The 22,570-nt window shown below is 62.4% G+C and carries 23 protein-coding genes and 1 pseudogene; 18 read left to right on the top strand and 6 right to left on the bottom strand.

All coding sequences use genetic code 11. The features are described 5' to 3' along the window. Positions 1–132: 132 nt before the first annotated feature. From N0Q91_RS13435 to N0Q91_RS13425, 3 genes are all read left to right on the top strand, one after another. Positions 133–1,176 carry a DnaJ C-terminal domain-containing protein gene (locus N0Q91_RS13435; protein WP_275596634.1) on the top strand — a complete coding sequence of 348 codons (1,044 nt, stop codon included), beginning with the start codon at positions 133–135 and terminating at the stop codon, positions 1,174–1,176. 199 nt (positions 1,177–1,375) lie between these two features. Further along, complete coding sequence (fabI, locus tag N0Q91_RS13430) at positions 1,376–2,194, top strand: enoyl-ACP reductase FabI (protein ID WP_100669167.1); 819 nt, start codon at positions 1,376–1,378, stop codon at positions 2,192–2,194. Positions 2,195–2,338: 144 nt separating this feature from the next. After that, a complete protein-coding gene (locus N0Q91_RS13425) occupies positions 2,339–2,923 on the top strand; it encodes a histidine phosphatase family protein (RefSeq protein WP_275598133.1) in 585 nt (194 codons plus the stop codon). A 10-nt stretch (positions 2,924–2,933) separates the two neighbouring features. Here N0Q91_RS13425 and N0Q91_RS13420 read toward each other — a convergent pair whose 3' ends face one another. Beyond that, complete coding sequence (locus N0Q91_RS13420) at positions 2,934–3,194, bottom strand: DUF1344 domain-containing protein (protein ID WP_003532345.1); 261 nt, start codon at positions 3,192–3,194, stop codon at positions 2,934–2,936. A gap of 440 nt (positions 3,195–3,634) precedes the next feature. On the opposite strand from N0Q91_RS13420, the gene aroC reads away from it, so the two are divergent. Both aroC and ribB read left to right on the top strand, forming a co-directional pair. Then, positions 3,635–4,732 carry a chorismate synthase gene (aroC, locus tag N0Q91_RS13415; RefSeq protein WP_100669165.1) on the top strand — a complete coding sequence of 366 codons (1,098 nt, stop codon included), beginning with the start codon at positions 3,635–3,637 and terminating at the stop codon, positions 4,730–4,732. 115 nt (positions 4,733–4,847) lie between these two features. Further along, positions 4,848–5,948: a 3,4-dihydroxy-2-butanone-4-phosphate synthase gene (gene ribB / locus N0Q91_RS13410; protein WP_275596633.1), complete on the top strand. Its 1,101-nt coding sequence runs from the start codon at positions 4,848–4,850 to the stop codon at positions 5,946–5,948. A 69-nt stretch (positions 5,949–6,017) separates the two neighbouring features. Here the strand turns inward: ribB and N0Q91_RS13405 are convergent, their stop codons facing one another. Beyond that, the gene (locus N0Q91_RS13405) at positions 6,018–6,548 is read right to left on the bottom strand and encodes an invasion associated locus B family protein (RefSeq protein WP_026168549.1); all 531 of its coding nucleotides are present in this window, start codon (positions 6,546–6,548) and stop codon (positions 6,018–6,020) included. A 400-nt stretch (positions 6,549–6,948) separates the two neighbouring features. Between N0Q91_RS13405 and coxB the strand changes: the two genes are divergently transcribed. The 12 genes and pseudogenes from coxB (at position 6,949) to rnhA (ending at position 16,285) form a co-directional block, all read left to right on the top strand. Next, positions 6,949–7,833 carry a cytochrome c oxidase subunit II gene (coxB, locus tag N0Q91_RS13400; RefSeq protein WP_018094445.1) on the top strand — a complete coding sequence of 295 codons (885 nt, stop codon included), beginning with the start codon at positions 6,949–6,951 and terminating at the stop codon, positions 7,831–7,833. A 19-nt stretch (positions 7,834–7,852) separates the two neighbouring features. Then, a complete protein-coding gene (gene ctaD, locus N0Q91_RS13395; protein WP_003532329.1) occupies positions 7,853–9,541 on the top strand; it encodes a cytochrome c oxidase subunit I in 1,689 nt (562 codons plus the stop codon). Positions 9,542–9,638: 97 nt separating this feature from the next. Next, positions 9,639–10,588, top strand: a pseudogene (locus N0Q91_RS13390) (heme o synthase). Further along, complete coding sequence (locus N0Q91_RS13385) at positions 10,588–10,728, top strand: cytochrome c oxidase system small membrane protein (protein WP_010968907.1); 141 nt, start codon at positions 10,588–10,590, stop codon at positions 10,726–10,728. Before N0Q91_RS13390 ends, N0Q91_RS13385 begins: the two are co-directional and overlap by 1 nt. A gap of 11 nt (positions 10,729–10,739) precedes the next feature. Beyond that, the gene (locus tag N0Q91_RS13380) at positions 10,740–11,336 is read left to right on the top strand and encodes a cytochrome c oxidase assembly protein (protein ID WP_275596632.1); all 597 of its coding nucleotides are present in this window, start codon (positions 10,740–10,742) and stop codon (positions 11,334–11,336) included. A gap of 61 nt (positions 11,337–11,397) precedes the next feature. Next, positions 11,398–12,276, top strand: coding sequence for a cytochrome c oxidase subunit 3 (locus N0Q91_RS13375; RefSeq protein WP_100669988.1), 879 nt, complete (start codon positions 11,398–11,400; stop codon positions 12,274–12,276). Positions 12,277–12,372: 96 nt separating this feature from the next. After that, complete coding sequence (locus tag N0Q91_RS13370; protein WP_275596631.1) at positions 12,373–12,474, top strand: L,D-transpeptidase; 102 nt, start codon at positions 12,373–12,375, stop codon at positions 12,472–12,474. Next, positions 12,471–12,854: a DUF983 domain-containing protein gene (locus tag N0Q91_RS13365; protein ID WP_100669155.1), complete on the top strand. Its 384-nt coding sequence runs from the start codon at positions 12,471–12,473 to the stop codon at positions 12,852–12,854. The genes N0Q91_RS13370 and N0Q91_RS13365 overlap by 4 nt, the downstream gene beginning before the upstream one ends. Further along, positions 12,823–13,590, top strand: coding sequence for an SURF1 family protein (locus N0Q91_RS13360; protein WP_275596630.1), 768 nt, complete (start codon positions 12,823–12,825; stop codon positions 13,588–13,590). Before N0Q91_RS13365 ends, N0Q91_RS13360 begins: the two co-directional genes overlap by 32 nt. A 92-nt stretch (positions 13,591–13,682) precedes the next feature. Then, a complete protein-coding gene (gene ispH / locus N0Q91_RS13355; protein WP_275596629.1) occupies positions 13,683–14,693 on the top strand; it encodes a 4-hydroxy-3-methylbut-2-enyl diphosphate reductase in 1,011 nt (336 codons plus the stop codon). A 153-nt stretch (positions 14,694–14,846) separates the two neighbouring features. Then, entirely contained in the window at positions 14,847–15,827 is a 981-nt protein-coding gene (locus N0Q91_RS13350; RefSeq protein WP_275596628.1) for a homoserine kinase, read from the top strand. After that, positions 15,824–16,285, top strand: coding sequence for a ribonuclease HI (gene rnhA, locus N0Q91_RS13345; RefSeq protein WP_018094452.1), 462 nt, complete (start codon positions 15,824–15,826; stop codon positions 16,283–16,285). Before N0Q91_RS13350 ends, rnhA begins: the two co-directional genes overlap by 4 nt. Before the next feature lie 208 nt (positions 16,286–16,493). Here rnhA and N0Q91_RS13340 read toward each other — a convergent pair whose 3' ends face one another. Then, the gene (locus N0Q91_RS13340; RefSeq protein ID WP_018094453.1) at positions 16,494–16,979 is read right to left on the bottom strand and encodes a peroxiredoxin; all 486 of its coding nucleotides are present in this window, start codon (positions 16,977–16,979) and stop codon (positions 16,494–16,496) included. Between the two features lie 55 nt (positions 16,980–17,034). Then, complete coding sequence (locus tag N0Q91_RS13335; RefSeq protein ID WP_275598132.1) at positions 17,035–17,862, bottom strand: protein-disulfide reductase DsbD domain-containing protein; 828 nt, start codon at positions 17,860–17,862, stop codon at positions 17,035–17,037. 203 nt (positions 17,863–18,065) lie between these two features. On the opposite strand from N0Q91_RS13335, the gene N0Q91_RS13330 reads away from it, so the two are divergent. Further along, positions 18,066–18,671: a YqgE/AlgH family protein gene (locus tag N0Q91_RS13330; protein WP_018094455.1), complete on the top strand. Its 606-nt coding sequence runs from the start codon at positions 18,066–18,068 to the stop codon at positions 18,669–18,671. Between the two features lie 145 nt (positions 18,672–18,816). On the opposite strand, the gene N0Q91_RS13325 is transcribed toward N0Q91_RS13330, so the two are convergent. Beyond that, the gene (locus N0Q91_RS13325) at positions 18,817–21,729 is read right to left on the bottom strand and encodes a sensor domain-containing phosphodiesterase (RefSeq protein ID WP_275596627.1); all 2,913 of its coding nucleotides are present in this window, start codon (positions 21,727–21,729) and stop codon (positions 18,817–18,819) included. Then, entirely contained in the window at positions 21,729–22,340 is a 612-nt protein-coding gene (locus N0Q91_RS13320) for a GNAT family N-acetyltransferase (RefSeq protein ID WP_018094457.1), read from the bottom strand. Before N0Q91_RS13320 ends, N0Q91_RS13325 begins: the two co-directional genes overlap by 1 nt. Positions 22,341–22,570 lie beyond the last annotated feature (230 nt).

Here is a 22,570-nt window from a genome sequence, read left to right as displayed (position 1 = left end):
AACCGATAGTTAGCAACTTCGCCCGATCATCGCCCGGTGACGGAGAAGGTCTCGCAGACCCTCTTCGCTCGTCGTGAGGTGTCAGGCGGGCATCCGGGGAAGGACCGCCGAGTAGAGAAAACGATAGCAGCCATGCGCGATCCCTATGCAATTCTTGGTGTGCGTCGCACCGCCGGGCAAGAGGAAATCAAGGCGGCCTGGCGCTCCGTCGCCAGAGCGGTCCACCCCGATCACAATCAGGACGATCCCTCCGCCAACGAACGCTTCGCGGAAGCGGGCAGGGCCTATGAGCTGCTTCGCGATCCGGTGCGCAGAAGCCGTTACGATTGGGCGCGGCGCGAGGCGGAGCTTCGTCGCATGGAGGCGATGAAGGAGAAGATGCGAGGCGCGGAGGTGCCGGAGGACCCTGTCGGCACCGAAACGGCCGAGGAAGCGATTTCGCGCATATTCGGCGTCGAGCCGCAGCCCGCTGCCGCCAGGCCGAAATCCTCCGTGCGTGCCGCCGAACGGGAACGTGCGCCGGTGGAAGCCAAAACCGAGCTCGCCGCCGAAGCAAAACAAGAGCAGCCGAAAGCCGACGCGTTTGCCCGTCGCTCGATCATGCCGGCGGCGGATCTGGTCGCGGCGATCGTTCAGCGTATTCGCGGACGCATCGCGAAGACGGCCGAGAAGGTGCCGGATCTTGCCGTCGACGTTCACGCCAGTGTCGAGGACGTGATCAATCTCGCGCGGGTGCCGGTGGAGCTTCCGGACGGAGAACTGCTGAAGGTCCCCATCCCGGCCGGCGCTGCGGACGGCCAGGCGATCCGCCTGAAGGAGCAGGGCTACCGCGTTGCCGGTATGGCGCGCGGCGATGTGGTGGCAACCCTGCGCCTCCGCCAGGACGGCCCGTTCCGGACCCGCGGTCTCGACCTCGTGACCACATTGCCGATCGATCTTCAGAGCGCGGTTCTCGGCTGCGAAACGACGATCGATGCGCCGAACGGACCGCTCACGGTGACGGTGCCGGCGTGGTCGGGCTCCGACAAGGAGATCCGCATCGCCGGAAAAGGCTTGCGCGGGGCCGACGGGGACAGCGGCGACTTGGTCGTCGAATTGCGGGTGGTGCTGCACGAAAAACCGGACGACAAGGTGACGGACCTCATGCGATCCCAGCGTGACGGCCTCTTTTTATGAAGCTTTTCTGACAAGCTGAACCAATATTACGGGGACTAACAGTTCCTGATCTGCCTCCTGCTTGAACCGCTGTGGCGCCTATGCCATAGGCAATGCTCGACAATTGCCGCACCCGCTGCAGGAGGCGCGGCATCCTGGCATTCGTGAAATTTTGCCACCGGCAGCAGCTGGTGGAGGCAGACAGTATTGGGGACATTCCATGGCTCAGGCATCGGGTCTGATGAATGGCAAGCGCGGCGTCATTATGGGCGTCGCAAACAATCGCTCGATTGCATGGGGCATCGCGAAGGCCTTGTCCGAGGCGGGGGCCGAGATCGCGCTGACATGGCAGGGCGACGCTTTGAAGAAGCGCGTCGAGCCGCTGGCGCAGGAGCTTGGTGCCTTCATGGCCGGCCATTGCGATGTGACCGACCTCACCACGATCGATGCCGTATTCTCGGCTCTCGAAGAGAAGTGGGGCAAGATCGATTTCGTCGTGCACGCGATCGCCTTTTCCGACAAGGACGAATTGACCGGGCGCTACCTGGATACGAGCCGCGACAACTTCGCGCGTACGATGGACATTTCGGTCTATTCCTTCACGGCGGTCGCCGCACGTGCGGATCGCGTCATGAACGACGGCGGCTCGATACTGACGCTCACCTATTACGGCGCCGAGAAGGTCATGCCGCACTATAACGTCATGGGTGTCGCCAAGGCGGCCCTCGAGGCAAGCGTTCGCTATCTGGCGGTGGACCTCGGCAACCGCGGCATTCGCGTCAACGCGATCTCCGCCGGGCCCATCAAGACGCTTGCTGCGTCCGGCATCGGTGATTTCCGCTATATCCTGAAGTGGAACGAATACAACGCCCCGCTGAAGCGCACGGTCTCGATCGAGGAGGTCGGCAATTCTGCCCTCTACCTGCTTTCCGACCTGTCGAGCGGCGTTACCGGCGAAGTCCATCATGTTGATTCCGGCTACCACACGGTCGGCATGAAGGCCGTTGACGCGCCGGACATCAGCGTTGTGAAGGATTGACAGCCTTTGCTCGACAGCCGCCATGCGTCCTTCGGCCGCATGGCGGCTGTCGCACTTTGAACTGCTGCATGTTCTATCCTCAAACCGGCTGCAGCTTGCGGAATGTGCGGCAGGGATCGCGGCGGCTCGCCCGGAGTGGACATTGTGCTCATCTACATGGTTCGCCATGGACAAACGGACTGGAATGCGGAGAGCCGCCTTCAGGGTCAGAAGGACATCCCCCTCAACGAGACCGGACGGCAGCAGGCGACCGGGAACGGCGTCGCGCTGAGGAGGTTCCTCGGGAGTGGCGCCGCCGACTTCGATTTCGTCAGCAGCCCGCTCGGCCGTACGCGCGAAACCATGGAGCGTCTTCGGCGGGCGATGGATCTCGATCCCTCGGCCTACCGCACCGACGAGCGTCTGAAAGAGGTGTCCTTCGGCGACTGGGAAGGCTACACGCTTCCCGAACTGAAGCGGCTCGTGCCCGAGCGGATCGCAGAAAGGCGCGTCGCGAAATGGGATTTCATCCCGCCCGGACCCGACGCCGAAAGCTACGAAATTCTCTCCTGGCGTGTCGGTGCCTGGCTCAGGAGCGTGACGCGGCCTACCGTCTGCGTCAGCCATGGCGGCGTTATCAGGGCATTGTTCAAGCTGCTTGGGGAGATGGATGCCGATGAGGCGGCGGCCGCAGCGATCCCGCAGGACCGCCTGCTGAAAATCCTGGATGGCTCGATAGGCTGGCTCTGACGCCACAAACCTACTGAAGAATCTCCAGGTCGTTGATGACGCGCTTGCCGTCGACCTCGGTATAGAAGACAAGCACCTTGACGCCGGCCTCCAGCCCTTCGAAGTTGAACTCCTCGGGCGCCTGATAGCTCTTGCCGTCATCGAGGGAGAGGCTCAGCCGGTCGGTATCGACGCTGGTGATCACGGCTTCGACATCGGCACTCTCGGCAAGCGCGGAGAGCGGCGAAAGCAGGCTTGCGGTGGCCATGAGCGTGGCAATGACAAATCGCATCCTTGTTGCCCTCATCAATGATTTTGCGAATTTTGTTGTTCTCACGCTTTGATCCCCGATTGTGGCAAAAGTAGCCCTATGTCGTTGCTTTTTCGATGCAGTTGCCCACCGCATGGGAGGGTGAAGGCCGGTTCGGCGAATTGCAACCCGATGTTTCCGCGAAAGCGGCGGAGCGGCCCGGCGGCAGCCGAACTCTCCCGGTTTTCCACGGGAATTTAGCGGCACCTTCCTCAAGGCGCCAAGCCTGGGGGCAGGGGAGACGGCACGGGTGCCAGCCGCCGCCGCAGAAGGACTTTCCCGCGTGCCCGCTTTCCACTAAGAGAGGGCACGCGCGTCTTTCGCGTGGCCCTCGGAGCGGGCCAGCTGCGGCTCCGGGGTAATTGGAATAGACGCGAAGCGGCTCACCGGCCATCTTCGCGATCCGGAGTTCGGTAGCCGCCATGTCGCACAATACATTCGGTCATCTTTTCCGCGTCACGACCTGGGGCGAAAGCCACGGTCCCGCACTTGGCTGTGTCGTCGACGGGTGTCCGCCCGGAATTCGCTTTACGCTCGCCGAAGTCCAGGCCTGGCTCGACAAGCGCAAGCCCGGCCAGTCGCGCTTCGTCACCCAGCGTCGTGAGGACGACCTTGTTAAGGTCCTTTCCGGCGTGATGCTCGATGACGACGGCGAGACGATGATTTCGACCGGTACGCCGATCTCGATGATGATCGAGAATACCGACCAGCGCTCCAAGGATTATTCCGAGATCGCCAAGCGCTACCGTCCCGGCCATGCCGACTATACCTACGATGCGAAATACGGCATCCGCGACTACCGCGGCGGCGGCCGCTCCTCGGCGCGCGAGACCGCTGCGCGCGTGGCGGCGGGCGCTATCGCCCGCAAGGTCGTGCCGGGCCTGGTGGTCCGCGGTGCACTCGTCCAGATCGGTAAGCACCGGATCGACCGTTCCAATTGGGACTGGGCGGAAGTGAACAACAATCCGTTCTTCGCACCCGACCCGGCGATTGTGCCCGTCTGGGAAGACTATCTCGACGGCATCCGTAAAGCGGGATCGTCGATCGGCGCCGTGGTCGAGGTGGTTGCCGAAGGCGTTCCGGCCGGCATCGGCGCGCCGATCTATGCGAAGCTCGATCAGGATATCGCCGCCAATCTTATGTCCATCAACGCGGTCAAAGGGGTCGAGATCGGCAACGGCTTCGCCGCAGCCGAGATCAGCGGCGAGGAGAACGCCGACGAGATGCGCATCGGAGCGCAGGGCGAACCGGTTTTCCTGTCCAACAATGCCGGCGGCATTCTGGGCGGGATCGCGACCGGGCAGCCGGTCGTTGCGCGCTTCGCCATCAAGCCGACCTCGTCCATTCTCACGGAGCGCCGTTCGATCGACAGCGACGGCAAGGAGGTCGACGTGCGCACCAAGGGCCGTCACGACCCCTGCGTCGGCATTCGGGCGGTGCCGATCGGAGAGGCCATGCTGGCCTGCGCCATCGCCGATCACTATCTGCGTGACCGCGGCCAGACCGGCCGGCTGAAGTAACTCGAGTGCTGCAGCGGCCTTTGCGCTTCTGAAAGACGCGCGGCGCTGCAGGAAAAGGTGCGCAGCGGTTTTCCGTCGGGGAATGCACCAAACAGGATATTCGCGGAGACAAGACATGTCCTACGACCAGAAGCGCGTCGTCGAAGCCATTCGCGCCTTCGAAGCAGGCGAGATCGTCGTCGTCACCGACGACGGCGGCCGCGAGAATGAGGGCGACCTGATCGTCGCGGCGGTGCACTGCACGCCTGAGAAGATGGCGTTCATCGTGCGCCATACGTCCGGCATCGTCTGCGCGCCGATGCCGCGCGAGGAGGCAAAACGCCTCAACCTCAATGCGATGGTTGCCGAGAACGACTTCGCCCACACCACCGCCTTCACGGTCTCGGTCGACTTCAAGCACGGGACCACGACCGGCATTTCCGCCGACGACCGCACGCTGACGGTCAGGAACCTCGCCAATCCGAATGTCGGGCCGACGGATTTCGTCCGGCCCGGCCACATATTCCCTCTGGTGGCGCGCGAAGGCGGCGTGTTGATGCGCTCCGGCCATACCGAGGCCGCCGTCGATCTCTGCAGGCTCGCGAGCCTGCCGCCGATCGGCGTCATCTGCGAACTCGTCAACGATGACGGCACGGTCACGCGTGGACCGCAGGTCGAAGCCTTTGCCGAAACGCATGGCCTGAAGCAGGTCTCCGTGGCCGATCTCATTGCCTATCGCCAGCGCAAGGAGACTTTGATCGAGCAGGGCCATTCCTTCGAGATGGACACGCCCTACGGCAAGGCCAAGGGCCACACCTATTCGCTGCCCTGGGACACGATGCAGCACCTAGCCGTGGTCTTCGGAGACATTCGCGACGGCGTCGACATTCCCGTGCGCCTCCACCTCGAGAACGTCGGAGCCGACGTCTTCGGCCGCGGCCGCCAGATCGACGAGATCATGAAGCGCATCGCCGCTGAGGGGAGGGGCGTCATCGTCTATCTGCGAGAGGGCTCGGTGGGGGTCGGAATTTCGCAGACCGCGCGAAAGGGCAAGCACGAGAGGGAAGCCCACTCGGAGGCACAGGAGCGCGAAAGCGAGTGGCTGGAGATCGGCCTCGGCGCGCAGATCCTGAAAGACCTCGGCATCACCTCCATTCGCCTTCTTTCATCGCGCGAGCGGCACTACGTCGGCCTGGAGGGCTTCGGCATCAAGATCGCCGCGACCGAGATTCTGTAAATCCGGAAGAGCCCGAAATAAAAGCCGCGTCACCGGACGCGGCTCCCTCGCCTTTGAAGAAAGCTGCCGTTACGGCAGGGCGTCGTAGCCTTCGTCGAAGCCCTTGAGGTCGACGGGGATGCCGATGCCTTCCTCGGGCGACTGGAAAACGATGAAGGTTGCCGTCGCGCCGGCGCGGAAGGTCTTGAGGAGCTCGTCTTCGAGCACGACCTCGGCGTAGCAGCCGTCGGAGAAGCAGCGCACGAAATAGGCGCGGCCGATGTCCTTGCCGTCGACATTGAGGCCGAGGCCGTTCGGCAGGAGCACGCCGAGCGGCGCAAGCACCCGAAGGATCTTCGCCTTGCGGTCGGCGGTCTTCAGCACGACGACCGAGAGGCCGACTTCCGGCCTGTCTTCGGCGATGACGTTCTGCATCAGCGCGCACTGTTCGGCCGAGGCGCCCGCCGGCTGGTCGCAGACGATCGACCACGCGCCGTGGTTTGACTTCACCGTGCCCGGCGTTGCGTTGGATTGCTGGGCCAAGCCTGCTGCGGGGAGTGCGAAGGCGGCAATTGCGAGCGCGGCCAGGGCGGGCAGCCGGGAGAAGAGGGACAGGCCCATGTAAACCTCAAAAACCTCGAATCATTAGGGCTATTCTTGAAGCGCGCGAGGATAAATGAAAAGCCCTGGTCGTTACATTCCAGTGTCATATGGCCGAAATTGGGCCCTCCCGGCACGAAATAGGCCTGCCGAGGGCAGCCTTGTCTTCGCCGATGAGCGTGGCTGCCCGCAAAAGGGGCGGCGAATACCGGCTCGCGCGCGGGCGCCGGTGCGTGGGAGGGCTTTCGACCGGTTGCGAGGTCTCCTGTGCGAAAACTTCCGCTTTGTGCAAAAATGCCGCACGAGGTTGCTTGGACAGATGTTGCGGCGCTGGTCAAACTGTGGTTTGAAGCGCTTCAGTATCGCAGGGATTCTGCGTTCCGGGTTTGATCCTGATCAAGCGCATTGGGGAGACGTAATTGTGAAAAACAAGGCCTATGCAGTTCTGGCAGCGCTTGCCTGTCTGCTTTTTGCTTCGAGCGCCTTTGCTGACAAGCCTGTCGACTGGCAGACGAACTTTCAGGCGGCTGCTACGGGCATCATGGAAGAAATCACGTGGTTTGAACACTATACCCTGTGGTTCATCATTCCGATCACACTTTTCGTTCTCCTGCTGCTGGTCATCGTGGTCGTCAAGTTCCGCGAGAGTGCCAATCCTGTTCCGTCGAGGACCAGCCATAATACGCTGATCGAAGTCATCTGGACGGTCGGCCCGGTTATCGTGCTGCTTTTCCTCGCGATTCCCTCATTCCAGCTTTTGACCGCGCAGCTCACGCCACCGGAAAATCCGGACCTGACGGTCAAGGCGACCGGCAACCAGTGGTACTGGTCTTATGAATATGAAGTCGGCGAAAACCCGCTCTCCTTCGATAGCCTGCTCCTGAAGGACGAGGATCGTGCGGGCCTCGGCAAGGAGGATAAGGCGCAGTATCCGCGTCTTCTCGCCGTCGACAACGAAGTCGTCGTGCCGGTCGGCAAGACCGTTCGCCTGCTCGTCACGGCTGCCGACGTGATTCATGCCTTCGCCATGCCGGCTTTCGGCGTCAAGATCGACGCGGTTCCCGGCCGCCTCAATGAAACCTGGTTCAAGGCCGATCGCGAAGGTCTCTATTACGGCCAGTGTTCCGAGCTCTGCGGCAAGGATCACGCCTATATGCCGATCGCCGTCCGCGTTGTTGCGCAGGACAAATACGACGCCTGGCTCGCCGCCGCCGCAACCAATGTCGGCGAAGCGAACAAGGCGCTCATGGCGTCCGTAGACGGCGCGGCCAAGGCCGTTGACGTCGCCGACAACGCCGCACAGTAATCGGAAGTGGAGCTTGACCATGGCTGGAACAGCCGTTCATCACGATCAACGCCATGATCATTCCGATCATGGCCACGCGGACCACGCGCACAAGCCGCTGACCTTCTTTCAGCGCTGGTTCCTGTCGACCAACCATAAGGACATCGGTACGCTCTACCTGATCTTCGCGATCATCGCCGGCATTATCGGCGGTACGCTGTCGGTCTTCATGCGCGCCGAACTGCAGGAGCCGGGCATCCAGATCTTCCACGGTCTGGCCCAGATGGTCTATGGTTTCGAGGGTGATGCTGCCATCGACGGCGGCAAGCACATGTTCAACGTCTTCACGACCGCTCACGCGCTGATCATGATCTTCTTCATGGTCATGCCGGCGCTGATCGGCGGCTTCGCCAACTGGATGGTGCCGATCATGATCGGTGCGCCGGACATGGCGTTCCCGCGCATGAACAACATTTCGTTCTGGCTGATCGTGCCGGCCTTCCTGCTGGTGCTCCTTTCGATGTTCGTCGAAGGCCCTGCAGGCGCCTATGGCGCGGGCGGCGGCTGGACGATCTATCCGCCATTCTCGACATCCGGCATGCCAGGGCCCGCGATGGATCTCGCGATCCTCGGACTGCACATTGCCGGCGCCTCGTCGATCCTCGGCGCGATCAACTTCATCACCACCATCCTCAACATGCGCGCTCCGGGCATGACGCTGCACAAGATGCCGCTCTTTGCCTGGTCGGTTCTGATCACCGCCTTCCTGCTCCTGCTCTCGCTGCCGGTTCTCGCGGGCGCGATCACCATGCTGCTGACGGACCGCAACTTCGGCACGACCTTCTTCGCGCCGGAAGGCGGCGGTGACCCGATCCTGTTCCAGCACCTGTTCTGGTTCTTCGGTCATCCGGAAGTGTACATTCTGATTCTGCCGGGCTTCGGCATCGTCAGCCACATCATCTCGACCTTCTCGCGCAAACCGATCTTCGGTTATCTCGGCATGGCCTACGCCATGGTCGCGATCGGCGCCGTCGGCTTCATCGTGTGGGCGCACCACATGTACACGGTCGGCATGTCGCTCCAGACGCAGCGCTACTTCGTCTTCGCGACGATGGTCATCGCTGTGCCGACGGGTGTGAAGATCTTCTCCTGGATCGCGACGATGTGGGGTGGCTCGATCCGCTTCGCGACGCCGATGGTCTGGGCGATCGGCTTCATCTTCCTGTTCACCGTCGGCGGCGTGACGGGCGTCCAGCTCGCCAATGCCGGCCTCGACCGTGCGCTGCACGACACCTATTACGTGGTGGCGCACTTCCACTACGTGCTGTCGCTCGGCGCCGTCTTCGCCATCTTCGCGGCCTGGTACTACTGGTTCCCGAAGATGACCGGCTACATGTACTCGGAGTTTCTGGGCAAGCTGCATTTCTGGGTGATGTTCGTCGGTGTGAACCTGATCTTCTTCCCGCAGCACTTCCTCGGGCTCGCAGGCATGCCGCGCCGTTACATCGACTATCCGGACGCCTTTGCCGGCTGGAACATGGTTTCGTCCTACGGCTCCTACATCGCGGCGGTCGGCGTGCTGATCTTCCTCTTCTGTGTCGCCGAAGCTTTCGCGAAGAAGCGCGTTGCGGGGGATAACCCCTGGGGCGAGGGCGCCAACACCCTGGAATGGCAGCTGTCTTCGCCGCCGCCGTTCCACCAGTGGGAGCAGCTCCCGCGGATCAAGTGACGGGTAACGAACAGAAGCCGCCGGTTTCGGCGGCTTCTCCCGCCGGGATACCGGCGTGACGCGGCTGTTTTTGCCGCAGCAAGTTCAAGGTACGGACATGACGGTCATCGACAATCACGAGGTAGTTGGCATGGAAGGCGCACCGCGACTTTCCGAGGCCTCTGCGCGCGATTATTTCGAGCTCCTGAAGCCGCGCGTCATGTCTCTCGTCGTCTTCACCGCATTCGCCGGGCTCATCCTTGCCCCCGGCCATATCAATCCGTTCATCGGCTTCACCGCCATTCTCTGCATCGCCATCGGAGCCGGCGCTTCCGGTGCGCTGAACATGTGGTACGACGCGGATATCGACGCGGTGATGAGCCGCACGGCCAAGCGTCCGATTCCGGCCGGCAAGATTTTGCCCCAGGAGGCGCTTGCCTTCGGGCTGACCCTGTCGGCATTCTCGGTGATCATCCTCGGGCTCGCCGTTCACTGGCTCGCAGCCGGGTTGCTCGCCTTCACGATCTTCTTCTACGTGGCCATTTACACGATGTGGCTGAAGCGCTCGACGCCGCAGAACATCGTCATCGGTGGAGCCGCCGGGGCCTTCCCCCGATGATAGGCTGGGCCTGCGTGACCGGCGGCGTGTCGGTCGAGAGCATCGTGCTCTTCCTCATCATCTTTCTCTGGACGCCGGCGCATTTCTGGGCCCTGGCTCTCTTCAAGATGGGCGATTACGGCGCGGTCGGCGTGCCGATGATGCCGAATGTCTGCGGCGAGGCGACGACCAAGCGGCAGATCGTCATCTATGCCGTGCTCACCGCGATCAGCGGCGTCTGTCCCACCTTGCTCGGCTTCGCGAGCCTGGGCTATGGAGCCTTTGCCACGGCCATGGGGCTCGGTTTCGTCTGGTATTCGCTGGGTGTGCTGCGCATGCCCGAAGGCGACAAGCGCATGGTACCGGCGAAGAAGCTCTTCGCATTCTCGATCGCCTATCTTTTCGCGATATTCTCGGCGCTTCTGGTCGATTACGCGATCGCCCGGATCTGGCTTGGAGGTATTGTCTGATGGAAACCGTCGAACTCAACGAGGCTCAGAAGAAGTCTCGCCGCGGCCGCAACATCGCGCTCGGTATCGTGCTGGCGGCCCTGGTCGCGATTTTCTACGTCGTCACGCTGGTCAAGGTCGGCGGCGGCATGGTGAATTGAAGGCGTTGCGCATGGCGGAGAATGGACAGGCAGATCGGAAGGAACGCTCGAACGGCATGATCGTCGGCACGTGCCTTGCATTTGTGGCCGGCATGATCGGCATGGCCTATGCCGCCGTTCCGCTCTACGACATGTTCTGCCGCGTCACGGGCTACAACGGCACGACGCAGCGGGTCGAGCAGGCATCCGACCTCATCCTCGACGAGAAGGTCAAGGTAACGTTCGACGCCAATGTCGCCGCCGGACTGCCCTGGGAGTTCGTCCCGGTTCAACGGGATATCGACGTCAGGATCGGCGAGACGGTGCAGATCATGTACCGTGCGAAGAACCTGGCTTCGACGCCGACGACGGGCCAGGCGACGTTCAACGTGACGCCGATGGCGGCCGGTGCCTATTTCAACAAGGTGCAATGCTTCTGCTTCACCGAGACGACGCTTCAACCGGGCGAGGAAATGGAGATGCCGGTCGTCTTCTTCGTCGATCCGGAGATCGTCAAGCCGGTCGAGACGAAGGGCATCAAGACTTTGACGCTGTCCTACACCTTCTATCCGCGCGAACCCTCCAAGCCGGTCGCGCAAGTGAAGGCGAAGGCAGAAAACCAACTTTGACATGCGCGCCGTTTCGGCTATGCCGGGCGGCGACAAGAGAGGACTATCGGGGGTTATCGACATGGCCGGAGCGCATCAGAAGCAACACGACTATCACATCATCGACCCGAGCCCGTGGCCGCTGCTTGCCTCCATCGGAGCCTTCGTCATGGCCTTCGGCGGCGTCGGCTACATGCGCTATCTCTCCGGCGGCTCGTTCAAGTTGTTCGGGCTTGAGTTCGCCAACCCGTGGGTCTTCTTCATCGGTCTGGCGCTGATCCTTTATACCATGTTCGGCTGGTGGTCGGACACCATCAAGGAGGCGCATGAGGGCCACCATACCCGCGTCGTGTCGCTGCACCTGCGCTACGGCATGATCATGTTCATCGCTTCCGAGGTGATGTTCTTCGCTGCCTGGTTCTGGGCATTCTTCGACGCCAGCCTCTTTCCCGGCGAAGCGATCCAGGCCGCGCGCGCCGAGTTCACCGGCGGCGTCTGGCCGCCCAAGGGCATCGAGGTCCTCGATCCCTGGCACCTGCCGCTCTACAACACCGTCATCCTGCTGCTCTCCGGCACGACCGCGACCTGGGCGCACCACGCGCTGCTGCACAACGACCGCAAGGGCCTCGTCTACGGCCTGACGCTCACGGTCCTGCTCGGCGTTCTCTTCTCCTACGTGCAGGGCTACGAATATGCGCACGCGCCGTTCGCGTTCAAGGATTCGATCTACGGTGCGACCTTCTTCATGGCGACCGGATTCCACGGTTTCCACGTGCTGGTCGGCACGATCTTCCTGCTCGTCTGCCTGCTGCGCGCCCTGCGGGGCGACTTCACGCCGAAGCACCACTTCGGCTTCGAAGCGGCGGCCTGGTACTGGCATTTCGTCGACGTCGTCTGGCTGTTCCTCTTCTTCTCCATCTACATCTGGGGTGGCTGGGGCGCGCCGATCGCCCACGGCTGATGCTGTTTTTGCTTTGTTGATGACGGGGGCGGCCGAGAGGTCGCCCCGTTTCGTTTGAACATATGGTATTTCGGTTGGCCGGCGTTTTTGACGCAGATGTTCGATTGGACGAATGGCTGCATTGCCGTTACCAATGCCGAGATGGACGAAATCCGGGACAGGGTTCCCGACAATACCGCGATCGTGACCACGCCATGAACGAAGACAAGGCGCTCTACCCGCCCGTCGATCCCGTGATGACGGGAATCAAGGGTCTTTGCCCCCGCTGCGGCCAGGGAAAGCTCTTCGACGGCCTGCTGAAGGTTCGGCCGGCTTGCAGCAGTTGCGAGCTCGATTATGGTTTCGCGGACTCCGGCGATGGCCCGGTCGTCTTCGTCATCCTGATCGTCGGCTTCGTCGTCGTCGGCGCGGCGCTCTGGATGGAGATCAACGTCAACCCGCCGCTCTGGCTGCATTTCCTCCTGTGGATTCCGCTTGCAACCATCTTGAGCCTGGCGCTGACGCGCCTGCTGAAGGGCGTGCTCATCAATCTGCAATACCGAAACAATGCACGCCCGGGTGAAATCGACCGTGGTTGACGAGCGCATGCCGGCCCCGCACAGCCGCGCCGGCCGTCTGGCGGGCGTTGTCCTGGTGCTCGCCGCTTTCGCCGTGCTCGTGTCGCTCGGTACCTGGCAGATGCAACGGCTGCATTGGAAGGAGGCGCTGATCGGTGCAATTGCCGAGCGGCGTTCGGCGCCGGCCGTCTCGCTCGACAAGATCGAGGCCATGGCCGCGGCCGGCGAAGACATCGACTACCGGACGGTGCATGTGTCCGGCGTGTACGACCACGGCAAGGAGCGCCATTTCTTCGCCACCCATGAAGGCCGTACCGGCTTCTACGTCTTCACGCCTCTCATGCTGGCCGATGGCCGGGCGATTTTCGTGAACCGCGGCTTCGTCCCCTTCGAAAAGAAGGACGCCTCCACGCGGGCCGAAGGGCAGATCGCCGGAAGTGTGGCGATCGACGGCCTGGCGCGGCCGAAGCTTTCCGGAAAGCCGTCGTCGCTGGTACCGGACAACGACGCCGCCAAGAACATCTTCTACTGGAAGGACCTCGATGCGATGGCGGACTCTGCCGGCATCGCAACCGATCGCGTCGTTTCCTTCTTTATCGATGCCGATGCATCGGAAAATCCCGGCGGCCTTCCGATCGGCGGCGTGACCCAGTTCGATCTGCCGAACAATCACCTGCAATATGCGCTGACCTGGTACGGCCTTGCAGCCGCCCTCGTCGCCGTCAGCGGCATCTACGTCTATCGGCGCAGGCGGTAGGGCGCGCCGGTTCTTCCTTGTGTGCCCGGTCGTTGCCGCTATATATGGCGCATGCCGACATCTGGTTTGTTCGTTCCACTGGCGTTTTCATGATGGCCCCATCCACAGCAGCAAAATCCCCGATCACCATCCGCCTCTGCGGGCCGCGTGGCTTCTGCGCGGGCGTCGACCGGGCGATCCAGATCGTGGTGCTCGCGCTCAAGGAGTTCGGCGCGCCGGTCTATGTCCGCCATGAGATCGTGCATAACCGTTACGTCGTGGAGGGGCTCGAAGCCAAGGGGGCGATTTTCGTCGAGGAACTCGACGAGATCCCGCCCGAGCACCGCGAGCAGCCCGTGGTCTTCTCCGCCCATGGAGTGCCCAAATCCGTTCCGGCCGATGCGGACGCGCGCAATCTCTTCTATCTCGACGCCACCTGTCCGCTCGTCTCGAAGGTGCACAAGCAGGCGATGCGCCATCATCGCATGGGACGCCACGTCGTGCTGATCGGCCATGCCGGACACCCGGAGGTTATCGGCACCATGGGACAATTGCCGGAGGGGGCGGTCTCCCTCGTCGAGACCGTCGAGGATGCGGAGGTCTATATGCCGCCGGACCCTGACAATCTCGGTTTCGTCACGCAGACGACGCTCTCGGTCGACGACACCGCCGGCGTCATCAAGCGGCTGCATGAGCGCTTTCCGAACCTGACGGCGCCTGCGGCCGATTCGATCTGCTATGCCACCACGAACCGGCAGGAAGCGGTGAAGCAGGCGGCGCCCGGCTGCGACCTTTTCCTGGTCGTCGGCGCACCCAACTCATCGAACTCGAAGCGCCTCGTCGAAGTTGCGTTGAGGGCAGGGGCGAAGAAAGCCGTTCTCGTCCAGCGCGCCTCCGAAATCGACTGGGCGAGGGTGGGGGATATCTCGATGGTCGGGTTGTCGGCGGGTGCTTCCGCACCGGAGGTGATCGTCAACGAGATCATCGAAGCGTTCCGCGAGCGCTACGATGCCACGGTCGAGCTTGCCGACACGGTGGAGGAAAACGAGCACTTTCTCGTCAACCGCGAGCTCCGGCACGTCGAACTCACGGGGGCCGACATGGCCTTCGTCAACGGCGAGTAGCTCGGCCAGAGCATGTCGATGTTTCAAGGAAACACTGAAATGCTCCCCATTTGAACCAACGCGCTTCCGGACGGAAAACCGTCACACGCTTTTCCTGGAAGTGCTCTAGCCGCTTAATATCTCGCAATTCGCATCTCTGGAAAGTAACGCGCCTTGGCAGTTTATACCGATATCACGGAAGACGAGCTGATCCGTTTCCTCGCCGCCTACGAGGTTGGATCGCTGACCTCCTACAAGGGGATCGCCGAAGGCGTGGAGAATTCGAACTTCCTTCTCCACACGACCGAGGGGGCCTATATCCTCACGCTTTACGAGAAGCGGGTAAACGCCGACGATCTGCCGTTTTTCCTGGGCCTCATGCATCACCTCGCCCAGCGGGGGCTTTCCTGCCCGCTGCCCCTTCCACGCGCCGACGGCAAGCTTCTCGGAACGCTCTCCGGAAGACCTGCGGCGGTGATCTCGTTTCTGGAGGGCATGTGGCTGAGGAAGCCCGAGGCGCAGCACTGCCGCGAAGTCGGGCGGGCGCTCGCATCGATGCACCAGGCGGGCGAGGGCTTTGCCCTGAAGCGCCCGAACGCGCTCTCCGTCGAAGGCTGGCGACCGCTATGGCGGAACTCCGAAGCGCGTGCCGACGAGGTTCAAGCCGGCCTGAAGGACGAGATCGCGACGGAGCTCGCCTTTCTCGAGGAGCATTGGCCGAAGGATCTGCCGGGAGGCGTGATCCACGCTGATCTCTTCCCGGACAACGTGTTTTTCCTCGGCGATCGCCTTTCCGGCCTTATAGATTTCTACTTCGCCTGCAACGACTTCCTCGCCTACGACGTCGCCATCTGCCTGAACTCCTGGTGCTTCGAGAAGGATGGCTCCTACAACATCACCAAGGGCATGGCGCTGCTTTCCGGCTATGAGAGCGTGCGGAGATTGACGGCGGAAGAAGTAGAGGCGCTGCCGCTGCTTGCGCGCGGATCCGCACTCCGCTTTTTCCTGACGCGCCTCTATGACTGGCTGACGACGCCGCCGGGCGCGCTTGTGGTCAAGAAAGATCCGCTCGAATATCTGACGAAGATCCGATTCCACCGCGCCATCGTCTCGAGCGCCGAATACGGCCTCAGACGCGAAGAGGCCTCGGCATGAAGCACGTCGACATCTTTACCGACGGTGCGTGCTCGGGAAATCCGGGGCCGGGCGGTTGGGGCGCGGTCCTGCGCTACGGCGACGTGGAGAAGGAATTGTCCGGCGGAGAGGCGGAGACGACGAACAACCGCATGGAGCTTCTTGCGGCGATCTCTGCCCTCAACGCGCTCAGGCAGCCCTGCGAGGTCGATCTCCATACCGACAGCAAATATGTCATGGACGGGATCTCCAAATGGATACACGGCTGGAAGCGCAACGGCTGGAAAACCGGCGACCGGAAGCCGGTAAAGAACGGCGAGTTGTGGCAGGCGCTCGATGAGGCGAGGAATCGTCACAACGTGACTTGGCACTGGGTGAAGGGCCACGCCGGTCACCCGGAGAACGAACGCGCCGACGAACTCGCCCGCAAGGGCATGGAACCGTTCAAGAGAGCGCGTCGCGCCGACGCGGTGAAGTGAATTCGAATGGGATATAATGCGAGGCTGTGATTTCACTTGCGGCTGCCCCTCTTCCTAGGGCTCGACCCGGACTAGTCCAGTCCTCTCTTCCCCGCAGGCGGGGAAGCGGGACCTTCGGGGCATGCCGCTTGTCCCTTCGCCCCGCGTGCGGGGAGAAGGTGGCCGATAGGCCGGATGAGGGGCAGATGCTTGCAGTCCGCCTTCAGAATCAGAGCAGCTCAAGCATCGCGGCCGCACCGGAAGCGGTCGCCTGTCCCGGGCTTTCCTCGACGTTCAGCGCCTTGACGACGCCGTCTTCGACCAGCATCGAATAGCGTTTCGAGCGGATGCCGAGCGTGCCGGCCGAAAGATCGATCTCCATCCCGATCGCCTTGGTAAAGGCGGCATTCCAGTCCGAGAGGAAATGGATCTTGCCCATGCCGCCGGAGTGGGTCGCCCAGGCGCCCATCACATGCAGGTCGTTGACCGCGACCACGGCGATATCGTCGACGCCGCGCGCAAGTATGGCGTCGCGATTTTCCAGATAGCCGGGCAGGTGGTTGAGCGAGCAGGTCGGGGTAAAAGCACCCGGCACCGCGAAAAGAACCACGCGTTTGCCCTTGAAGAGCTGCTCTGTCGTTACCTCGACCGGGCCGTCTGCGGTCTTCTCCTTGAAGGTGGCGTTGGGCAGCTTGTCTCCGACGGCAATGGTCACTGGTATCTCCTCGTTTCTATGCAGCAGCGGTGTTTCGCAGGACTATAGGGTCGGCTCAATCAAACGCAAGCGTCGTTTCCATGCTGCGCCTGCCCGCGCGCAGGGTGAGCGTGATCGGCTTTCCCGCGACGTTCTTGTCCTTGCCGGAGAGCTTCACCGGAACGTCGGCCCGGCGCTCGGCACCCTGCGCATCGTGAAAAACCGGCGCGCCGAAAAAGACGCCCGACGGTCCGGCGAGAAAGAGATCGGCTGACCCGGCAGCCGCATCCGGCGGCAACACGAACTCAATCCGTAGCTTGCCGGCGGACGCATCGAATTTCGAGGTGACCACCCTGAAGTTCTCGGATGGCTGCTCCGGCAGCGCGGAGAGCGCCTTCTCGATGCGCGCACCGTCGAGCGGATTGTCGAACTCGCCGCTTTTGAGCGCAAGGGTCACATCGCCCTGCACGGGGATGCAGATATCTTCGCAGATGCCGAGGAAGACGGAGGCGCGGATGGTGACGTCGCCGCCGTTGCCGGTCTTCCTGAGCATCAGCGGGAAAGCCACCGGCGCGTCATATCCGGTGTAGCGCCCGGGCCCTTCGCCGAACGTCTTCGGCACTGGAAAGCGGATCGACCGCAGCGAGACGCCGCCGGAGGGATCGATGGTCACTTGTGGTGGTATGCCGCTTGCGCCGGGATCGCGCCAATAGGTCTTCCAGCCGGGGTTCAGTCGAACTTCGAGAATGGCGGGAATGATACCATCCGGGTTCGGGTGCGAAGCGACAATGCGGAAAGCGCCGCCGGGCGAGGTCACCCATTCGCTGGCGGCTCCATAGGACTGGGCAGGCAGAAAAAAAGCGAGGAGAAGGCTTGCCGTCGCGATGCGCTGGGCCATCTTCATTGGGGTCGAGCGTCGGGTCATGGCCAAGCTGTATCGCGTTTCGCCCTTGGCCTCCAGCGGTCCCGATATGCCGCTGCGATCATAATTGCTTGATCGGCAAGGCGAGAGCATGGACAGGGTGTCGCTTGCGTGGGCGCAAATATCGGCAAACGCCGCGTAGAAGCGCTTTTCATTTCGTCGCGAATTGATAGGCTATCATCATCATGGCGAAAAACGTGCTGAATACGATACGCGAACGTGGCTTCCTTGACGGTCAATTCCTGATCGCCATGCCCGGCATGTTCGACACCAATTTCGCCCGGACGGTCATCTTCGTCTGCGCCCATTCGGAAGACGGGGCGATGGGTTTCATTCTGAATCGTCCGCAGCGCCTGACCTTCCCGGATGTTCTGCTGCACCTGCAGCTTCTGGACCCGGATGAGGCCATCCGCCTGCCGTCGGCTACGCGCGAGTTCCAGATCCAGGCCGGAGGCCCCGTCGAGACCGGGCGCGGCTTCGTGTTGCATTCGGACGATTATCTGAGCGACTCCAGCATTCCGGTCAGTGACGACATCTGCCTGACGGCGACGCTCGACATCGTCAGGGCGATCTCGCGCGGCGAGGGACCTCTCAAGGCCACCATGCTGCTCGGCTATGCGGGATGGGGCCCAGGCCAGCTGGAGGCCGAAATCACCCAGAACGGCTGGCTGACCTGCCCTGCGCAGGAGGAGCTGATCTTCAGCCGAGACCTCGACGAGAAGTACGACAGAGCGCTGGCCCTGATGGGTGTCAGCCCGGCGATGCTCTCGACGGACTCAGGCCACGCTTGATTGCCCCCGGCCGCCTGCCGTCACCTTCTCCCCGCAGGCGGGGCGAAGCGGGAAGCGGCGGTCGCTCGATCATCTCTCAAGCCAGCAGCAGGAGGAGCGTGCCGCTTGTCCCTTCGCCCAATGGGCCATCAGAGGGCAGATGCCCTCATGCCCGCTTCATCAGCGGAAATCGCTCCTTCAGGAGCCTCAGGATCGATTCCGATCCCACCGGCGGGCCGAACAGGAAGCTCTGACCGTAGTCGCAGCCCATCTGCGCGAGCTGGATCGCATCCTCCTCGGATTCGATTCCCTCCGCGACCACCCGCATGTCGAGCTCGCGCGCCATCGTGATCACCGAGCGCAGGATGACCGCGCGCTTGTCGCTTGGATCGCGGACCAGCGCCTTGTCGATCTTGATCGTGTCGAAAGGGAAGCGGGTGAGATAGGAGAGCGACGAGTGGCCGGTGCCGAAATCGTCGAGCGCCAGCCGCAGCCCGGCTTCGCGGAGCTTTTCAAGCACGAGCCTGGCCTGCTCGGGGTTCTCCATGACAAGCGATTCCGTCAGTTCCATTTTGATCTGCGCCGGATCGCAGCGGCTCTTGCTGAGAATCGCGCGCATGTCGTCATAGAGTTCGTTGTTCAGAAGCTGCGCGCTCGACAGGTTGATCGAGATGAAGATCGGCAGGTCGCCGGTCTGCGCCTGCCACTCGGCAAGATCGCTCGTGGCCTTGTCGAAGGCGAACAGACCCAGCTGGTTTATCAGGTCGGAATTCTCCGCAATGGGGATGAATTCAGTCGGCGAAATATTTCCGCGCTTCGGATGCTCCCAGCGCATGAGCGCTTCGAAGCCGGCGATTTCGGCATCGCTGAGGCGGACGATGGGCTGGTATACGAGGGAAAGCTCCTTGCGTTCCATGGCGCGTTTCAGGTCGGCTTCGAGCTGTAGGCGGTCCGAGCCGGAGGTCCGGAAAGCCGGACGGAACGGTTCGACCCGGTTGCCGCCCGCCTTCTTGGCGCGGAACATCGCAAGCTCGGCATCGTCGAGCAGTCCAGCAGCGCTCTGCTCCTGATCGAGCCAAGAGACGAGGCCGATCGAAGCGGTCAGGTTGATCTCCCGATTTCCGTAGTTGAGCGGGACCATGATCGCCTTGCTGACCGCATCGGCGAAGTCGGCGATCTTGGGCGGATCGCGTTCGGACATGAGGATCAAGCCGAACTGGTCGCCACCGAGACGCGCGAGCGTGTCCTGCGGGCGCAGAAGCCTGCGCAGGCGGCGCGTCAGCGCGATGAGGACGTTGTCGCCGGCGGCGATCCCCAGCATGTCGTTGACCTGCTTGTAGCGGTCGATGTCGATGGCAAGCACGGTCGGGCGTATCGAGTTGCTGCCGTCGCCCATCAGGAGGATCGCCTGCAGGCGATCGAGAAAGACCTGTCTGTTCGGCAGGCCGGTCAGATTGTCCAGAAGCGCGTTGTGCAGGAGCCGCTCGACCGAATTGCGCTGTTCGGTGATGTCGTTGATGGTGCCGACGCATCGGATGATTTCACCATTGGCGCCGAGCACCGGGCGCGCCCGGATCGAGAGCCAATGATAATGGCCATCCTCGGCGCGCACGCGGAATTCGTGGTTGAGCCGCCCGCGGCGATGCTCGAGCAGCACGTCGAGCGTTGCGCGGAAACGGTCGCGGTCGTCGGGGTGCAGCCGCGGCACCCAATTGCGCACCGGCCCGTTCATCGTTCCGAGCGAAAGCCCGAGTTGGTGCGAGATATCGGGAATGGTAACGACCCGGTCGCGCGCCACGTCCCAGTCCCAGACGGTATCGCCTGATCCCGTGAGTGCCAGCGCCTGGCGCTCGAGATCGGAGAACAGGCCGAGCTGATAGGCCCCGCCGGAAAAGGCGTGCTGCATGACGGTGAAGCCGATCAGAAGCACGATGAGTACGAGGCCGCCGCCGAGTGCCGGCTGCACGATGTCGTTGGCGAGTTGACCGGTCACCGCGAGCCAGGCTCCGAACAGCCATACAAGGATCAACAGCCAGGCGGGAACGAGAAGGATCGCGCGGTCATAACGGTTGAAGCCCAGATAGGCGATCAGCACGATGCCGACGGTTGCCGTCAGCGCGAAGGACAGGCGGGCGATTCCGGAGGCGATCGCCGGATCGTAGACGGCGACGCCGAAGAGCAATCCGAGGCCGAGAATCCATGCGAGCGTCGCGTAGCCGAGATGCTGATGCCAGCGATTGAGATTGAGATAGGTGAACAGGAAGACCACGAGACCGGCTGCGAGGAACACCTCCGTGCCCGCTCGCCATATGCGCTCGTCGTCGGCAGTCACGGTGATGAGCTTCGAAAGGAAGCCGAAATCGACGCAGATATAGGCAAGCACGGCCCAGGCGAGCGCGGCGGTGGCCGGCAGCATCGACGTGCCCTTGACGACGAAAAGGATCGTCAGGAACACCGCGAGCAGCCCGGCGATGCCGAGCACGATACCGCGATACAGGGTGAAGGCGTTGACGGTATCCTTGTAGGCGTCCGGCTGCCAAAGATAGATCTGTGGCAGCTCCGGCGTGGTGAGTTCGGCAACGAAAGTGATGACCGCACCCGGATTGAGCGTGATCCGGAAGACGTCCGCTTCTTCGCTCGGTTGCCGGTCCAGCGCAAAACCCTCGCTCGGCGTGATCGAGAGTATTCGCTGCGAGCCGAGGTCAGGCCAGAAGAGCTTCGAATTCACGAGCCGGAAATGCGGTGCGACGATAACGCGTTCGAGCTGCTCTTCCGATACATTCGCGAGCGCGAATACGGCCCAGTCGCCCTGGTGGTTTTCCGTGCTGGAACGCACTTCGATGCGTCTGACGATGCCGTCCGTGCCGGGGGCGGTCGAAACCTGAAAGGCATCGCCTCTGCCGCTGTAGATCTCCGTCGTGGCGGTAAGGTCGAGCGCCGTGTCCTCGCGCGAGATCTTCACCGGCTCGAGCGCATGCGCAACGCCGCCGCCAAGACCAAGGACGAAAACGACGAGTGCGACCAGAAACGCCGCCAGCCTTGCGGCTGGCCATGCGAGCGGCTTACGGGTCAGGGGCATCAAAGGGGCAAATTCCTGTTGGGTACGGCATCGACGGAGAGGAGCGAAAACATCAAATGGTCCCGCCACTGCCCGTTTATCTTCAAATACTGTCTCAAATAGCCTTCACGCTCAAAGCCGGCCTTTTCAAGGAGCCGGATGCTCCGTGCGTTTTCTGGAATACAGGCTGCTTCGATACGGTGCAACTCGAGCCCCGTGAAGATGTAGGGGATCGTCAGCTTCAAGGCCTCGTACATATGACCCTGTCCGGCATGTTTCTGGCCCATCCAGTAGCCGATCATGCAGTTCTGCGCAGCACCGCGGCGGATATGACCGATGGTGAGACCGCCAAGCAGCGTTTCGTCCGGCCTGTGGAAGAGGAAGAGCGGTACGGCCTGACCGGACGCAAATTCCTGCTCGTTGCGATTGACGCGGCTGCGAAAGGCGCCTTCGGTCATTTCGTCGGCGCGCCAGGTAGGCTCCCACGGCTCCAGGAAGGCGCGGCTTTCGCTGCGCAACCGATACCATTGCCGGTAGTCGGCGTAGCGGGGGAGGCGGAGCAGGTAATGCTGGCTGGCGATCTCGACCGTATCCGGCTGCCGCGAAAGGAACCGAAAAACCGATCTTGTCATCTATGCCTCCAGGCCAATACCGCGTCGGCGCCGCCGCAATTCGGTCGAACCGAATGCATGTCGCCCAGACAATATGCGGCGGTTGGGACGACCTGCACGAGAACAATGCCCTAATGCGCGTCGGGTGAGTCCGATCGAACGCGACGCGCTTCAGGGCACTGTCTCAATGCGAAACGTTGCACAAGTTTACGCCCAAATCGAATCCGATTTTAAGAATTGTACAAGGAAAA

The sequence above is a fragment of the Sinorhizobium prairiense genome, assembly GCF_029201645.2.
GTDB classification, from domain to species: Bacteria; Pseudomonadota; Alphaproteobacteria; order Rhizobiales; family Rhizobiaceae; genus Sinorhizobium; species Sinorhizobium meliloti_A.
This window is presented reverse-complemented; position numbering and strand designations above follow the sequence as displayed.

Coding starts and splice junctions, on each gene's coding strand:
- N0Q91_RS13435 (WP_275596634.1), top strand. CDS start 133: ATGCGCGATCCCTATGCAATTCTTGGTGTGCGTCGCACCGCCGGGCAA.
- fabI (WP_100669167.1), top strand. CDS start 1,376: ATGGCTCAGGCATCGGGTCTGATGAATGGCAAGCGCGGCGTCATTATG.
- N0Q91_RS13420 (WP_003532345.1), bottom strand. CDS start 3,194: ATGCGATTTGTCATTGCCACGCTCATGGCCACCGCAAGCCTGCTTTCG.
- aroC (WP_100669165.1), top strand. CDS start 3,635: ATGTCGCACAATACATTCGGTCATCTTTTCCGCGTCACGACCTGGGGC.
- ribB (WP_275596633.1), top strand. CDS start 4,848: ATGTCCTACGACCAGAAGCGCGTCGTCGAAGCCATTCGCGCCTTCGAA.
- N0Q91_RS13405 (WP_026168549.1), bottom strand. CDS start 6,548: ATGGGCCTGTCCCTCTTCTCCCGGCTGCCCGCCCTGGCCGCGCTCGCA.
- ctaD (WP_003532329.1), top strand. CDS start 7,853: ATGGCTGGAACAGCCGTTCATCACGATCAACGCCATGATCATTCCGAT.
- N0Q91_RS13385 (WP_010968907.1), top strand. CDS start 10,588: ATGGAAACCGTCGAACTCAACGAGGCTCAGAAGAAGTCTCGCCGCGGC.
- N0Q91_RS13380 (WP_275596632.1), top strand. CDS start 10,740: ATGGCGGAGAATGGACAGGCAGATCGGAAGGAACGCTCGAACGGCATG.
- N0Q91_RS13375 (WP_100669988.1), top strand. CDS start 11,398: ATGGCCGGAGCGCATCAGAAGCAACACGACTATCACATCATCGACCCG.
- N0Q91_RS13370 (WP_275596631.1), top strand. CDS start 12,373: ATGTTCGATTGGACGAATGGCTGCATTGCCGTTACCAATGCCGAGATG.
- N0Q91_RS13365 (WP_100669155.1), top strand. CDS start 12,471: ATGAACGAAGACAAGGCGCTCTACCCGCCCGTCGATCCCGTGATGACG.
- N0Q91_RS13360 (WP_275596630.1), top strand. CDS start 12,823: ATGCACGCCCGGGTGAAATCGACCGTGGTTGACGAGCGCATGCCGGCC.
- ispH (WP_275596629.1), top strand. CDS start 13,683: ATGGCCCCATCCACAGCAGCAAAATCCCCGATCACCATCCGCCTCTGC.
- rnhA (WP_018094452.1), top strand. CDS start 15,824: ATGAAGCACGTCGACATCTTTACCGACGGTGCGTGCTCGGGAAATCCG.
- N0Q91_RS13335 (WP_275598132.1), bottom strand. CDS start 17,862: ATGAAGATGGCCCAGCGCATCGCGACGGCAAGCCTTCTCCTCGCTTTT.
- N0Q91_RS13330 (WP_018094455.1), top strand. CDS start 18,066: ATGGCGAAAAACGTGCTGAATACGATACGCGAACGTGGCTTCCTTGAC.
- N0Q91_RS13325 (WP_275596627.1), bottom strand. CDS start 21,729: ATGCCCCTGACCCGTAAGCCGCTCGCATGGCCAGCCGCAAGGCTGGCG.
- N0Q91_RS13320 (WP_018094457.1), bottom strand. CDS start 22,340: ATGACAAGATCGGTTTTTCGGTTCCTTTCGCGGCAGCCGGATACGGTC.